Genomic DNA, 13,532 nt, shown 5'->3' on the forward strand with positions numbered 1-13,532 from the left:
GGGCCGCGCATCTTATGGATTAGCAGATTGTTTTTTCTTCAATGAACTTGTTAACCAGCGTCATTAACTCGTCCGTTGTCGGTTGAGCAAGAGCCTGCTCTGCTAATACTTTCGCATCTTCGAAGTTCGTGTTACGAATAATCTTCTTGATACGCGGGATGGAAATGGCGCTCATAGAGAATTCGTCCAGCCCCATACCCAGCAACAGAAGTGTAGCACGTTCATCGCCCGCAAGCTCACCACACATGCCAGTCCATTTACCTTCAGCGTGAGAAGCATCAATAACTTGCTTAATCAGCGTCAGGACGGATGGTGACATTGGCTGGTAAAGATGTGAAATCATATCATTACCACGGTCAACTGCCAGAGTATACTGCGTTAAATCATTGGTTCCGATGCTAAAGAAATCAACTTCTTTCGCTAAGTGACGCGCAATCGTGGCGGCGGCCGGTGTTTCAACCATCACGCCAACTTCGATTGTTTCGTCAAATGCTTTACCTTCGTCGCGCAGTTCCTGCTTGTAGATTTCAATCTCTTTCTTCAGTGCACGCACTTCTTCAACAGAGATGATCATCGGGAACATGATGCGCAGTTTGCCGAAAGCAGAGGCACGCAGGATGGCGCGAACCTGGTCACGCAGGATCTCTTTACGATCCATCGCGATACGCACGGCACGCCAGCCGAGGAACGGGTTCTCTTCTTTCGGGAAGTTCATGTACGGCAGCTCTTTGTCGCCACCGATATCCATGGTGCGAACGATAACAGCCTGAGAGCCGCACGCTTCAGCTACCGCTTTGTAGGCCGCGAACTGTTCTTCTTCAGTCGGCAGCGCGTCGCGGTCCATGAACAGGAATTCGGTACGGTACAGGCCTACGCCTTCCGCGCCGTTACGTTCAGCGCCGTCGATGTCGCGAACGGTACCGATGTTGGCACAGACTTCAACCTGATGGCCGTCGAGCGTAATGGCCGGCAGATCTTTCAGCTTCGCCAGCTCGGCTTTTTCTTCAGCAACCTGGGCCTGCAGATCGCGCAGCTCTTCAATTTGTTCGTTGCTCGGGTTAACCAGAACCTGGTTGTTGACCGCGTCAAGAACCAGATAATCGCCGTTTTTCACCTGCGAGGTTACGCTACCGGTGCCCACAATTGCCGGCAGCTCAAGGGAGCGCGCCATGATGGAGGTGTGGGAAGTACGGCCGCCCGCGTCGGTGATAAAGCCCAGCACCTTGTTCAGGTTCAGCTGTGCAGTTTCCGACGGGGTGAGATCGGCGGCAACCAGAATGACTTCATCCTGAATCGCGCTCAGATCGATGATAGCCAGGCCGAGGATGTTACGCAGCAGGCGCTTACCAATATCGCGTACGTCAGCCGCACGCTCTTTCAGGTATTCATCATCCAGCTCTTCCAGAGCGATAGCCTGGCCTTCGATAATTTCATTGGCCGCCGCGTCGGCAGTCATGTGCTTATCTTTAATCAGGGCTATGATTTCCTGCTCAAGCTCCTCATCTTCCAGCAGCATGATGTGCCCTTCGAAGATGGCTTCTTTTTCTTCACCGAAAGTTTCACCAGCTTTGGTTTTTATGACCTCCAGCTGGGCGGAGGCCTTGGTGCGGCCACTCAGGAAACGTTCAATTTCCTGCTCAACCTTATCGGCAGAAATTTTCTTCCGGTCGATGACAATTTCGTCTTCTTTCAGCAGGAGAGCCTTACCGAAAGCGATACCCGGGGATGCTAAAATGCCTGAAATCATAACCCTACCTTACTTGTGACTGATATTAAAAAGAACCCGTGAACTTATTCGAGTTCAGCCATCAGTTTTACCAGATGCTCAACTGCTTTCTGCTCATCTTCGCCTTCAGCGGAGATGGTGACTACGGTACCCTGAGTCAGACCCAGAGTTTGCAGTTTGAACAGGCTTTTGGCGCTGGCGCTTTTGCCGTTGGAGGTAACAGTGATCTCAGAAGTAAAGCCTTTAGCTTCTTTAACAAACTGAGCAGCAGGGCGGGTGTGCAGACCGTTCGGAGCGGTAATGGTAACTTCTTGCTGGAACATTATATTTCCCCAACTTATAGGTTTAGTGTTGTGGACCTAAAGTCTAGCCTAACGGCAAGGCTTTAGCCTGTATTGTTAGCGCCGGCGTTACGTGTCTGGCTAAGGTGTCAGCAGCGGGTAATCGCTGCGCAGACCATCTGGCCGTTGACGTCTGGCACGTCATTAAACATTATGCCGCGAAAGGAAGACTTGAACCAAATCATAAAATCGATTCAGCTTATGGAAATCCAATTCTGAATAATTTCGCGCATCAAAATAAATGTGCTGGTTAAATACCAGACCCTACGCGGTGAATCAATGCCAGGAGGGGTAAAACTTTGACGTATGCCACAAAAAAGCACCTAAAAAGGTGCTTTTTTACACGATACCTACAAGCTGGCATCACTGTTGCAGTTCTTTCTCGGTGAAGAGATCGGCAAACAGCGCTGTGCTTAAATAACGCTCACCAGAAGACGGTAGGATAACCACTATATTCTTATTGGTAAAGGCCTCATCTTCCTGCAGCTTGAGGGCTGCGGCAACGGCGGCTCCGGAAGAGATACCGGCGAGGATACCTTCTTCGTCCATCAGACGACGGGCGGTCGAGATAGCCTCTTCGTTGGTGATGGCCACAACTTTATCGACCAGCTTCAGATCGAGGTTGCCCGGAATAAAGCCGGCGCCGATACCCTGAATTTTGTGCGGGCCAGGCTTAAGCTCAACGCCAGCCAGCGCCTGAGCGATCACCGGTGAATCGGTCGGTTCCACCGCAACGGTAATCAGATCTTTTTTGCCCTTAGTGCCTTTAATGTAGCGACTCACGCCGGTCAGCGTACCGCCGGTGCCGACGCCGGAGATAAAGATGTCAACCTGACCATCGGTATCTTCCCAGATTTCCGGGCCGGTGGTCTTTTCATGAATTTCCGGGTTAGCCGGGTTGCTGAACTGCTGCAGCAGCAGATATTTTTCCGGGTCGCTGGCAACGATTTCTTCGGCTTTTTGAATCGCCCCTTTCATGCCTTTCGCGCCTTCGGTCAGTACCAGATTGGCACCCAGCGCTTTCAGCAGCTTACGTCGTTCGATGCTCATGGTTTCCGGCATGGTCAGCGTCAGCTTGTAGCCACGCGCTGCGGCGACGTAGGCGAGGGCGATACCGGTGTTGCCGCTGGTCGGTTCTACCAGCTCAACGCCAGCTTTCAATACTCCGCGTTTCTCAGCATCCCAAATCATATTGGCACCGATACGGCATTTGACGCTAAAGCTCGGGTTGCGAGATTCAACCTTTGCCAGGATGCGTCCGTTACCGATTCGGTTCAGTCGGACTAGCGGCGTATGACCGATAGTCAGGGAGTTATCTTCAAAAATCTTACTCATGGCCCGTCCTTAACTGTATGAAATTTGGGAGTACGGCTCCAGCATACCCGCTTAAAGAATATGCGGAAGTAAGGATTTAGCATATCTATATTCGTAAGGGAAATAATGGCAAGCCAGAAGGAATAAGGTGAGGCATAAGCCACCGCCCGATGGTGCTGAAAATGTGGGGTTTCGCAGTCCCGATTTTTGGCCCATCCATAGGCCTGCGCGCATCCGTCTGGGCTTATTTCCACATCGCATGTTTATCGCGATAGCAGTCGACCCACATCGCCGTTGCGCCGCAAATGGCCACCGGCAGGATAACCAGATTGAGGACCGGGATCATGGTGAACAGGCTGGTCAGCGCGCCAAACTGCATATTGGTGACTTTGCGCGTACGCAGCGCCTCGCGCATGGTTTTAAACGGAACCTTGTGGTTATCAAACGGGTAGTCGCAGTACTGAATGGCCAGCATCCACGCGCTGAACAGGAACCACAGCACCGGGGCAACGGTCTGGCCGATACCGGGAATGAAGTAAAGGATCAGCAGGATGATGGCGCGCGGCAGATACCAGCAAAACTTTTGCCATTCGCGTTTCATAATGCGCGGGACATCTTTCATGATGCCAAATACGCCGACGTCCGGAGGCGTTGCGCCGGTTAAGCGCGCTTCCAGCTGTTCCGCCAGCAGGCCGCTAAACGGGGCGGCAATCCAGTTGGCGATGGTTGAGAAAAAGTAGCCGAAGACCAGCAGAATCGAGATGACCATCACCGGCCAAAGCAGATAGTTTAGCCAGTTCAGCCATTCCGGCACGTGGCTCATCAGCGAGGGGATCCAGCTATCAAGGCGCGTGAACAGCCACCAGAAGGCGCCGCCCATCAGGATAATATTGACCAGTAAAGGCAAAAATACGTAACGACGAATTCCCGGCAGCCCGATCAGTTTCCAGCCCTGCGAAAAATAGTAAACGCCGCTACGCGGGGAAGTTGCGGATGATGAAACCATGGTCAGGCAATGCTCCTTTTTTGACATTCAGGCTGAATGCCCGCTTATTTTATCGGGTTGCCGGACAATAACCAGTTAGGAAATGTTCGAAAAAGCAGCAAAAAGCACGATTTAGTTCATCTTTATGTAGTGAAAGCGGTAGACCCACTTGCACTCGGCGTAATCGACAAATACTCTTAGTAAGTAAATGTTTGCCGTGGTGGCAAGGTGTTAGAACAACAGAGAATATAATGATGCAGGATTTGCGTCTGATATTAATCATTGTTGGCGCGATCGCCATAATCGCTTTACTGGTACACGGTTTCTGGACCAGCCGTAAAGAACGTTCCTCGATGTTTCGCGATCGCCCACTAAAACGTATGAAGTCTCGCGATGACGAAGAGTCTGAAAGCGATGGCTTTGATGACGATGTTGAAGGCGTAGGTGAGGTTCGCGTTCACCGGGTTAATCACGCCCCAAATGGCCACAATGGGGAGCAAGAGGCACCTCGTCAGACGCCACAACACCAGTATCAGCCGCCTTACGAACGTCAGGTGCAGCCGCCCGTGCGTGCGGAAGAGCCCGTTCGTCAGCCGCAGCCTGCTCATCACCACCAGCAGGCCCCGCAGCCGCAAACCAGCGCGCCTCAGCGCCAGCCCGCGCCGCAGCAGCCTGTGCCGCATCAACCCCAGCCCGTAGCGCAGCCGCAGCAGGCGCCTCAGCAGCCGATAGTTCAGAGCGCACCGCAGCAGCCTGCTCCGGTCCAGCCAGCCGCCGCACCGTCTCAGCCAGCGCCTGAACCGGTTGTCGCCGAACCACCGCAGCCGGCCCCGCAGCCAAAAGAGCGTAAAGAGACGGTCATCGTGATGAACGTGTCAGCGCATCAAGGCTCGCAGATCAACGGTGAAGTGTTGATTAACAGCATCCAGCAGGCGGGCTTCAAATTTGGCGATATGAATATATTCCATCGTCATCTTAGCCCGGACGGCAGCGGCCAGGTCCTGTTCAGCCTGGCTAATATGGTGAAACCCGGTACCTTTAATCCGGACAGCATGGCGAATATGACGACGCCTGGGGTCACTATCTTTATGCAGGTGCCGTCCTTCGGCGATGAGCTGCAAAACTTTAAGCTGATGCTGCAATCTGCGCAGTACATCGCCGACGAAGTCGGTGGCGTGGTGCTGGACGATCAGCGTCGGATGATGACTCCGCAGAAAATGCGTGAATATCAAGACCGTATTCGTGAAGTGAAAGAGGCTAACGCCTGATTCACCGACCTGCGTTTCGTCTCCCAATCCTGAACCCCCGCCCGTCGGGGGTTTTTTATCATTGATGGTGCGATATGGAACCGATCGAACAAAAACTGACTGAACTGCGAACCACGCTTCGCCATCATGAATATCTGTACCACGTTATGGATACCCCTGAAGTGCCCGATGCGGAATACGACCGGCTGATGCGCGAACTGCGCGAGCTGGAAGCCCTGCATCCCGAGCTCATCGTCTCCGACTCGCCGACTCAACGCGTGGGGGCGGCTCCGCTGGCCTCCTTTAGCCAGGTTCGTCATGAAGTCCCGATGCTCTCGCTGGATAACGTTTTTGACGAAGAGAGCTTCCTGGCTTTTAACAAGCGCGTTCAGGACCGGCTGAAAAGCAGCGACGATCTGGTCTACTGCTGTGAGCTGAAGCTGGACGGGCTGGCCGTGAGTATTCTGTACGAAAACGGCGTGCTGGTGCAGGCCGCAACGCGCGGCGACGGCACCACCGGCGAGGATATTACCTCTAATGTGCGGACGATTCGCGCGATCCCGCTGAAGCTGCGCGGTGACAATATCCCTGCGCGTCTGGAAGTACGCGGCGAGGTGTTCCTGCCGCAGGCCGGGTTCGAAAAAATTAACGAAGAGGCGCGTCGCAGCGGCGGGAAAGTCTTCGCTAACCCGCGCAATGCGGCCGCCGGCTCCCTGCGTCAGCTCGATTCGCGGATTACGGCGAAGCGACCGCTTACTTTCTTCTGCTACGGCGTGGGTACGTTGGAAGGCGGCGAGCTGCCGGCGAGCCATTCCGGGCGTCTGCAGCAGTTTAAGGCCTGGGGATTGCCGGTCAGCGAGCGCGTAAAGCTCTGCCGCACTCCAGAGGAAGTGCTTACTTACTATCGTAAGGTTGAGGAGGACCGCCCGACGTTAGGTTTCGATATCGACGGCGTGGTCATCAAAGTAGATTCTCTGGCGCTTCAGGAGCAGCTCGGCTTTGTTGCCCGCGCCCCGCGCTGGGCCGTCGCCTTTAAGTTCCCCGCTCAGGAGCAGATGACCTTCGTACGCGACGTTGAGTTCCAGGTCGGCCGTACCGGAGCAATCACTCCGGTGGCGCGCCTCGAGCCGGTCCATGTGGCCGGAGTGCTGGTGAGTAACGCCACGTTGCACAACGCCGATGAAATTGAACGACTTGGTCTACGAATTGGCGATAAGGTGGTGATCCGCCGCGCCGGAGACGTTATTCCTCAGGTGGTTAACGTTGTGCTGTCCGAACGCCCGGAGGATACGCGTGAAATCCTCTTCCCGACCCATTGTCCGGTGTGCCATTCGGACGTTGAGCGCGTTGAAGGCGAAGTGGTGACGCGCTGTACCGGCGGACTAATTTGCGGCGCGCAGCGTAAAGAGGCCTTAAAGCATTTTGTTTCCCGTCGCGCGTTAGATGTTGAGGGCATGGGCGAGAAGATCATCGACCAGCTGGTTGAGAAAGAGTATGTGCACACGCCGGCCGACCTGTTCCGCTTAAGCCCAGGTAAGCTCACCGGCCTTGAGCGTATGGGGCCAAAGTCGGCGCAAAACGTGGTCAATTCGTTGGAAAAATCGAAAGAGACGACCTTTGCCCGCTTCCTGTACGCGCTTGGCATTCGTGAGGTCGGCGAGGCAACGGCCGCAGGGCTGGCGGCGCATTTTGCAACGATTGAGGCGCTCGAGCAGGCATCAGTTGACGATCTGCAGAAGGTGCCTGATGTCGGCATTGTGGTGGCTACCCACGTGCGCAATTTCTTTGCTGAGGAGAGCAACCGCGAGGTTATCGCTCAGTTGCTCGCGGAGGGCGTCCGCTGGCCCGCGCCGGTGGTGGTCAATGCCGAAGAGATCGATAGCCCGTTTGCCGGCAAAACCGTGGTCCTGACCGGTAGCCTGAGCCTGCTGTCCCGTGATGATGCAAAAGCGCGGCTGGCGGCGCTGGGGGCGAAAGTGGCGGGCAGCGTGTCAAAGAAAACCGATCTGGTGATTGCCGGGGAAGCGGCGGGGTCGAAGCTGGCTAAAGCGCAGGAGCTGGGGATTGCGGTGATCGATGAAGCCGAAATGCTGCGGCTGTTGGGAGATTAACGTGGATAAAGAACGGCTTATCGAGATAGCCAATACGGAAATGCCGTTTGGCAAATATAAAGGTCGTCGTTTGATTGACCTGCCTGAAGAGTATTTGCTGTGGTTTGCCCGTAAGGAGCAGTTTCCCGCCGGGCATCTTGGCGAGCTGATGGCGTTAACCTTATTGATTAAAACCGAAGGGCTGACCCAGCTGGTTCAGCCCCTCAAGCAGCCGCGTTAAGCCTCTGGCGCGCTGGCGTTTTCACGCGCCAGCCGCTCTTCCGCCTGTCGTTTATAGCGTCGTGCCAGCACGGCGCACACCATCAGCTGGATCTGATGGAAAATCATCAGCGGCAGCACCATGATCCCCAGAATCGAGGTTGGAAAGAGAATATTGGCCATCGGGATCCCGTTTGCCAGGCTCTTTTTCGATCCGCAGAAGACAATGGTAATTTCATCCGCTTTATTGAAGCCGCATTTGCGCGCCACAAAGATGTTAATGGCGATAACGATGGCCAGCAGCACGATGCTGACGGCGACGATGAAAAGCAGCGAGCCTGGACCGACTTTATGCCAGATACCGTTCACCACCGCCTCACTAAACGCCGAGTAGACGACCAGCAGGATAGAGGTCTGATCGGTTTTTGAAATCCATTTTTTATGCCGCGCCACCCATGCGCCGATCCACGGACGGGACAGATGACCGAGGACGAACGGCAGCAGAAGCTGCAGCATAATCTTGCCGACCTGCTCCAGGCTGCCGCCGGCGCCGTGCAGATTCATCAGTAGCCCGACCAGCAGCGGTGAAATGAAAATTCCCAGCAGGCTCGATGCCGAGGCTGAACATACGGCCGCCGCTACGTTTCCGCCAGCCAGCGAAGTGAAAGCGATCGCTGACTGCACGGTAGCGGGCAGAATGCAGAGATAAATAAAGCCGGTATAGAGCGCAGGATCGACGTTTATCGGCGCCCACCACGCAAACAGCACCCCCAAAACGGGGAAGACGATAAAGGTGCTGCACATCACCCACAGATGCAAACGCCAGTGGCCGCCGCCGGAGATAATCGCCTCGCGGGAGAGCTTTGCACCGTGCATAAAGAACAGCAGGGCAATGGCCGCGGTGGTGAGGTGCTCAAAGAAGGGGACAAATTCGCCGCGCGCCGGGAAAAAGGAGGCCAGCAGGACGACGGTAACCAGGGTAAGGGTAAATGGGTCAAGAATGCGGAAAAATTTCATAATCGCTCCTGAAAATCGATTTCGCTATTGTGCTTTTTTTAGTTTGAGAAATAAAATTGATTTATTGCATCTATTCATGAATAAAAAAGATGAATTATTCGCTGCGTCAGTTAAAGGTATTTGTCACCGTCGCCAGGGCGAGAAGCTTCAGCCGGGCAGGGGAGATGATTGGGCTCAGCCAGTCGGCGGTGAGCCATAGCGTCAAGGAGCTGGAGCATCAGACCGGCGTGCGGCTGCTGGACAGAACCACCCGGGAGGTGGTGCTGACGGAGGCGGGGCATCAGCTGGCGGGTCGGCTTGAGCGGCTGCTGGACGAGCTGAACAGTACGCTGCGCGACGCCGGACGCGTGGGTCAGCAGCTGACGGGAACCGTGCGGGTTGCCGCCAGCCAGACGATTTCCGCCCATCTGATCCCCCAGTGTATTGCGCACAGCAATCAGCGCTACCCGGAGATTGATTTTGTGCTGCACGATCGCCCTCAGCAGTGGGTTCTGGAGAGTATTCGCCAGGGTGAGGTAGATTTTGGCATTGTTATCGATCCCGGCGCCGCTACGGATTTGCAGTGTGAGACGGTCCTGTCGGAACCTTTTTTGCTTTTATGTCGGGAGGACCATCCTTTTGCCGAAAGGGCATCGGTGAGCTGGCAGGATCTTCACCGGCAGCGGCTGGTATTGCAGGATTACGCCTCCGGCAGCCGGCCGCTGATTGATGCCGCGCTGGCGCGCTTTGGCATTGATGCCAATATTGTGCAGGAGATTGGGCATCCGGCTACGCTGTTTCCGATGGTGGAGTCAGGCATTGGCATCAGTATTCTACCGGCGCTGGCGCTACCGCTGCCTCAAGGCAGCCATTTGCGGGTCAAGCGGCTAACCCCGGTTGTTGAGCGTCAGCTGATGCTGGCGCAGCGTAAGAAACGCTCGCTCTCAACCGCCGCGCAGGCGCTGTGGGAAGTGGTGCGTGAAGAGGGGAATACGCTGACCGCGGGCAGAGCTGACGATCCGCTGTATCAGCGGTGAGGCGTGAGTCCGTGGAGACGGGCGTGGTATTCAGAAACGAAAAAGCGGGTGTGAAGGATATGAGTGGTGGGTCGTGCAGGATATCACTCGTCTCATCCTGAGACTCGCCCTGCGGGTCGCCACAGGTGGCGATGCAAAATCGTTCCCGACGATTTTGTCGAACCTGCGGCAGGTTCTCATCCTGCACGGTTAAGCATGGTGTGCAGAAACGAAAAAAGCGCCTAAAGGCGCTTTTTCTGAATATGGTGGGTCGTGCAGGATTCGAACCTGCGACCAATTGATTAAAAGTCAACTGCTCTACCAACTGAGCTAACGACCCGAAGTGGTGGGTGATGACGGGATCGAACCGCCGACCCCCTCCTTGTAAGGGAGGTGCTCTCCCAGCTGAGCTAATCACCCACTTCGGTACTTCACATTTTTAACAAGAAATCCAGCTGGCGAGAAAGTGGTGGGTGATGACGGGATCGAACCGCCGACCCCCTCCTTGTAAGGGAGGTGCTCTCCCAGCTGAGCTAATCACCCACTTCTCAATTTCTTGCTACACGGCGGAGACTACTTAAAGTAGTTGGTGGGTGATGACGGGTTCGAACCGCCGACCCCCTCCTTGTAAGGGAGGTGCTCTCCCAGCTGAGCTAATCACCCCCGCTGTGTGGAGTCGCATTATAGGGAGAGTTGAAAATGAGTCAACGCCTTTTCTAAATAATTTGTTTGTTCGTCGTAAAATTAAACAAAACGATCGCGAAAGCATCCGCAGCGCATGATTTATAAACAAAAATGGCAAAGCGTGACGTTCAGACGGGAACTCCATTGAGGAATCAGCCTACGGTGTTAGAATATTGAGCCATAAATACCAACAGACTCTGCCGGTTGTCGGCATCTTTATTAAACGTAAGGCCATTTCATGAAAATCAAAACTCGCTTCGCGCCCAGCCCGACAGGCTATCTGCACGTTGGCGGCGCGCGTACTGCTCTCTACTCCTGGCTTTTTGCCCGCAATAACAACGGTGAGTTTGTACTGCGTATTGAAGACACCGATCTTGAGCGCTCCACGCCGGAAGCAATTGAAGCCATTATGGATGGGATGAACTGGCTGAATCTGGAATGGGACGAAGGTCCGTATTTCCAGACTAAACGTTTTGACCGTTACAACGCCGTTATTGATGAAATGCTGGTAGCGGGCACGGCCTATAAATGCTACTGCTCTAAAGAGCGTCTGGACGCTCTGCGCGAAGAGCAGATGGCAAATGGCGAAAAACCTCGCTATGACGGGCGCTGTCGCCATGGTCACGAACACCATGCGGATAACGAACCGTGCGTGGTGCGTTTTGCCAACCCGCAGGACGGTTCCGTCATCTTTGACGATCAGATCCGCGGACCGATTGAATTCAGTAATCAGGAGCTGGACGATCTGATCATCCGCCGCACCGACGGCTCTCCGACCTATAACTTCTGCGTTGTCGTGGATGACTGGGATATGGAGATCACGCACGTGATCCGTGGTGAAGACCATATCAACAATACCCCGCGCCAGATCAATATCCTTAAGGCATTGAACGCGCCGGTACCGGTATATGCGCACGTTTCGATGATCAATGGCGATGACGGCAAAAAGCTCTCCAAGCGTCATGGCGCGGTGAGCGTGATGCAGTACCGCGACGATGGCTACCTGCCTGAAGCGCTGTTGAACTATCTGGTACGTCTGGGCTGGTCCAGCGGCGATCAGGAGATCTTCTCTCGTGAAGAGATGATTAAGCTCTTCTCCCTCGGCGCGGTCAGCAAATCCGCCAGCGCGTTTAACACCGAGAAGCTGCAGTGGCTGAATCATCACTACATTAACTCTCTGGCGCCGGAGTATGTGGCAACGCATCTGCAATGGCATATCGAGCAGGAAAATATCGATACCCGTAACGGCCCGCAGCTGGCTGAACTGGTGAAGCTGCTCGGCGAGCGTTGCAAAACGCTGAAGGAGATGGCGGCGAGCTGCCGTTACTTCTATGAAGAGTTCGACGAGTTTGACGCCGACGCGGCGAAAAAACATCTGCGCCCGGTTGCGCGTCAGCCTCTGGAAGTCGTGCGCGATAAGCTGGCTGCGGTGACCGGCTGGACGGCAGAGAACGTTCATCACGCTATTCAGGCAACGGCGGACGAGCTGGAAGTCGGGATGGGTAAAGTCGGGATGCCGCTGCGCGTTGCGGTTACCGGCGCTGGACAATCCCCGGCTCTCGACGTGACCGTTCATGCGATTGGTAAATCCCGCAGCGTAGAACGCATAAACAAAGCGCTGGCATTTATTGCTGAACGCGAAAGCCAGCAGTCCTGAGCATCATAAGCTACGCATAACGGCAGGTATATTCCTGCCGTTTTTTTACTCTTTCGACCGCTCGCCGCTAATTCCCAGACGCGATAAAAATCCGCTGATGCCTTCTCTTGCAAGAAAGTCCCGCAAATGCTGCTGTTCTTCTGGTGTCATCAGATGGAGCGTCTCGGCAATTTGTCGCCAGATAGCCCCTGCATCATTAATAAAATAGTGGCCAGGCGGTTCAGCCAGCTGATAATCGGCAATCAGATGCCGCAGCGCGGGAATATTTGCCAGAAAATCGAGAACCGTCCTGTCGATAACGATGAGACGGGCACGCCCACCTTTGACGCCGGGAATAGCCTCCGTACGCCATTTTTGCTCTCTGACCCAGCGGTTAATCGTTTGTCTGGCGAGGCCAAGACATTCCGCAAGCTCTGCCGGGGTCATCTTATCTTTTAATTTCATCATCATGTTACTGGTCGCGAATATCCAGGCGATGGAGTAAGCCGGTAATACCTTCACGCAGCAGAAGTGACATCAGCTTTTTCTGTTCGCCGGGGGTCATCTCTTTGCTGAGCGTAAGCAGCAGCGGCTCAAGGTCGTTTTCTACGGTGGCATAAGGGGAAGGCGTTTCCGCCACGCGCTGGGCGCTGCGAATAAAATCGCGCACCTGCTCGTTTACGTGCACGAGGCGAGCTTTGCCTCCCTGCACGCCGGGTCGGGGGGATGTTTGCCATCCTTCTTTGCGTACCCACTTATTGATCGTCTGCCGGCTGAAGCCAGTGAGATGGGCGATTTCTTCAGGTGTCATTCGTTCCTTGAGCATACTATTTCCTGAGTAAAAATGTGGGAATTAGTTGTTCATGTTATAGCATCCTTTTACATGAAAGAGTGACATGTTTAACTTCTCCCTGCGATAAGCTTCGCAATGTCAGCTATTTGCCTGCTTTTTCAGCGATCAAATTAAGAGGGGTGATTTTGCCGTTGACACCTGACGAAGGAATTCATATTATGCGGCCCGTCAACACGACACGTTTTATGTTACGGGGCTATAGCTCAGCTGGGAGAGCGCTTGCATGGCATGCAAGAGGTCAGCGGTTCGATCCCGCTTAGCTCCACCAAATCCTGTTCCCATCAGGTTTGGTTTTAAAACGTTCTGTTGGGGCTATAGCTCAGCTGGGAGAGCGCTTGCATGGCATGCAAGAGGTCAGCGGTTCGATCCCGCTTAGCTCCACCAAATATCGAAACCCTCGCTACGGCGGGGGTTTTTTGTTTTCC

The 13,532-nt window shown here is 54.4% G+C and carries 12 protein-coding genes, 6 tRNA genes and 1 other RNA gene; 7 read left to right on the forward strand and 12 right to left on the reverse strand.

What is annotated here, in order from left to right:
* Positions 1-19: 19 nt before the first annotated feature.
* From ptsI to cysZ, 4 genes are all read right to left on the reverse strand, one after another.
* On the reverse strand, positions 20-1,747 hold the full coding sequence (ptsI, locus tag QFI97_RS08610; protein WP_095100418.1) for a phosphoenolpyruvate-protein phosphotransferase PtsI: 1,728 nt from the start codon (positions 1,745-1,747) through the stop codon (positions 20-22).
* A gap of 44 nt (positions 1,748-1,791) precedes the next feature.
* Complete coding sequence (gene ptsH / locus QFI97_RS08615; protein ID WP_000487600.1) at positions 1,792-2,049, reverse strand: phosphocarrier protein Hpr; 258 nt, start codon at positions 2,047-2,049, stop codon at positions 1,792-1,794.
* A 381-nt stretch (positions 2,050-2,430) separates the two neighbouring features.
* A complete protein-coding gene (gene cysK, locus QFI97_RS08620; protein ID WP_346430940.1) occupies positions 2,431-3,402 on the reverse strand; it encodes a cysteine synthase A in 972 nt (323 codons plus the stop codon).
* 223 nt (positions 3,403-3,625) lie between these two features.
* Positions 3,626-4,387 carry a sulfate transporter CysZ gene (gene cysZ, locus QFI97_RS08625; RefSeq protein WP_346430941.1) on the reverse strand — a complete coding sequence of 254 codons (762 nt, stop codon included), beginning with the start codon at positions 4,385-4,387 and terminating at the stop codon, positions 3,626-3,628.
* A gap of 230 nt (positions 4,388-4,617) precedes the next feature.
* Between cysZ and zipA the strand changes: the two genes are divergently transcribed.
* The 3 genes from zipA to QFI97_RS08640 all read left to right on the forward strand — a co-directional run bounded on the left by zipA (position 4,618) and on the right by QFI97_RS08640 (position 7,944).
* Entirely contained in the window at positions 4,618-5,634 is a 1,017-nt protein-coding gene (zipA, locus tag QFI97_RS08630) for a cell division protein ZipA (protein WP_346430942.1), read from the forward strand.
* 74 nt (positions 5,635-5,708) lie between these two features.
* Complete coding sequence (ligA, locus tag QFI97_RS08635; protein WP_346430943.1) at positions 5,709-7,724, forward strand: NAD-dependent DNA ligase LigA; 2,016 nt, start codon at positions 5,709-5,711, stop codon at positions 7,722-7,724.
* Between the two features lies 1 nt (position 7,725).
* Positions 7,726-7,944, forward strand: a complete 219-nt coding sequence (locus QFI97_RS08640) for a DUF3820 family protein (RefSeq protein ID WP_346430944.1) — start codon at positions 7,726-7,728, stop codon at positions 7,942-7,944.
* On the opposite strand, the gene QFI97_RS08645 is transcribed toward QFI97_RS08640, so the two are convergent.
* A complete protein-coding gene (locus QFI97_RS08645; RefSeq protein ID WP_095100426.1) occupies positions 7,941-8,939 on the reverse strand; it encodes a bile acid:sodium symporter family protein in 999 nt (332 codons plus the stop codon). The genes QFI97_RS08640 and QFI97_RS08645 overlap by 4 nt on opposite strands.
* An 89-nt stretch (positions 8,940-9,028) precedes the next feature.
* Between QFI97_RS08645 and QFI97_RS08650 the strand changes: the two genes are divergently transcribed.
* Complete coding sequence (locus QFI97_RS08650) at positions 9,029-9,955, forward strand: LysR family transcriptional regulator (protein WP_095100428.1); 927 nt, start codon at positions 9,029-9,031, stop codon at positions 9,953-9,955.
* Between the two features lie 64 nt (positions 9,956-10,019).
* Here QFI97_RS08650 and QFI97_RS08655 read toward each other — a convergent pair.
* The 5 genes from QFI97_RS08655 to QFI97_RS08675 all read right to left on the reverse strand — a co-directional run bounded on the left by QFI97_RS08655 (position 10,020) and on the right by QFI97_RS08675 (position 10,597).
* A non-coding RNA gene (locus QFI97_RS08655) (RtT sRNA) lies at positions 10,020-10,156 on the reverse strand.
* A 42-nt stretch (positions 10,157-10,198) separates the two neighbouring features.
* Positions 10,199-10,274: transfer RNA gene (locus QFI97_RS08660), tRNA-Lys, on the reverse strand.
* A 4-nt stretch (positions 10,275-10,278) separates the two neighbouring features.
* A tRNA-Val gene (locus QFI97_RS08665) sits at positions 10,279-10,354 on the reverse strand.
* Positions 10,355-10,401: 47 nt separating this feature from the next.
* Positions 10,402-10,477: transfer RNA gene (locus QFI97_RS08670), tRNA-Val, on the reverse strand.
* Between the two features lie 44 nt (positions 10,478-10,521).
* Positions 10,522-10,597: transfer RNA gene (locus QFI97_RS08675), tRNA-Val, on the reverse strand.
* 259 nt (positions 10,598-10,856) lie between these two features.
* On the opposite strand from QFI97_RS08675, the gene gltX reads away from it, so the two are divergent.
* The gene (gltX, locus tag QFI97_RS08680) at positions 10,857-12,275 is read left to right on the forward strand and encodes a glutamate--tRNA ligase (RefSeq protein WP_346430945.1); all 1,419 of its coding nucleotides are present in this window, start codon (positions 10,857-10,859) and stop codon (positions 12,273-12,275) included.
* 45 nt (positions 12,276-12,320) lie between these two features.
* Here the strand turns inward: gltX and QFI97_RS08685 are convergent, their stop codons facing one another.
* Both QFI97_RS08685 and QFI97_RS08690 read right to left on the reverse strand, forming a co-directional pair.
* Positions 12,321-12,722 carry a YfeC-like transcriptional regulator gene (locus QFI97_RS08685; protein WP_095101331.1) on the reverse strand — a complete coding sequence of 134 codons (402 nt, stop codon included), beginning with the start codon at positions 12,720-12,722 and terminating at the stop codon, positions 12,321-12,323.
* Positions 12,723-12,726: 4 nt separating this feature from the next.
* Complete coding sequence (locus tag QFI97_RS08690; protein ID WP_346430946.1) at positions 12,727-13,080, reverse strand: YfeC-like transcriptional regulator; 354 nt, start codon at positions 13,078-13,080, stop codon at positions 12,727-12,729.
* 219 nt (positions 13,081-13,299) lie between these two features.
* Between QFI97_RS08690 and QFI97_RS08695 the strand changes: the two genes are divergently transcribed.
* Positions 13,300-13,375: transfer RNA gene (locus tag QFI97_RS08695), tRNA-Ala, on the forward strand.
* Between the two features lie 40 nt (positions 13,376-13,415).
* A tRNA-Ala gene (locus tag QFI97_RS08700) sits at positions 13,416-13,491 on the forward strand.
* Positions 13,492-13,532: the final 41 nt, after the last annotated feature.

Origin of the sequence: Klebsiella scottii, from assembly GCF_036561945.1 — a bacterium.
GTDB classification, from domain to species: Bacteria; Pseudomonadota; Gammaproteobacteria; order Enterobacterales; family Enterobacteriaceae; genus Klebsiella; species Klebsiella scottii.

What these genes read in the sequence shown, in the direction of transcription:
- ptsI (WP_095100418.1), bottom strand. Translation starts at nt 1,747, where the DNA reads ATGATTTCAGGCATTTTAGCATCCCCGGGTATCGCTTTCGGTAAGGCT.
- ptsH (WP_000487600.1), bottom strand. Translation starts at nt 2,049, where the DNA reads ATGTTCCAGCAAGAAGTTACCATTACCGCTCCGAACGGTCTGCACACC.
- cysK (WP_346430940.1), bottom strand. Translation starts at nt 3,402, where the DNA reads ATGAGTAAGATTTTTGAAGATAACTCCCTGACTATCGGTCATACGCCG.
- cysZ (WP_346430941.1), bottom strand. Translation starts at nt 4,387, where the DNA reads ATGGTTTCATCATCCGCAACTTCCCCGCGTAGCGGCGTTTACTATTTT.
- zipA (WP_346430942.1), top strand. Translation starts at nt 4,618, where the DNA reads ATGATGCAGGATTTGCGTCTGATATTAATCATTGTTGGCGCGATCGCC.
- ligA (WP_346430943.1), top strand. Translation starts at nt 5,709, where the DNA reads ATGGAACCGATCGAACAAAAACTGACTGAACTGCGAACCACGCTTCGC.
- QFI97_RS08645 (WP_095100426.1), bottom strand. Translation starts at nt 8,939, where the DNA reads ATGAAATTTTTCCGCATTCTTGACCCATTTACCCTTACCCTGGTTACC.
- QFI97_RS08650 (WP_095100428.1), top strand. Translation starts at nt 9,029, where the DNA reads ATGAATTATTCGCTGCGTCAGTTAAAGGTATTTGTCACCGTCGCCAGG.
- gltX (WP_346430945.1), top strand. Translation starts at nt 10,857, where the DNA reads ATGAAAATCAAAACTCGCTTCGCGCCCAGCCCGACAGGCTATCTGCAC.
- QFI97_RS08685 (WP_095101331.1), bottom strand. Translation starts at nt 12,722, where the DNA reads ATGATGAAATTAAAAGATAAGATGACCCCGGCAGAGCTTGCGGAATGT.
- QFI97_RS08690 (WP_346430946.1), bottom strand. Translation starts at nt 13,080, where the DNA reads ATGCTCAAGGAACGAATGACACCTGAAGAAATCGCCCATCTCACTGGC.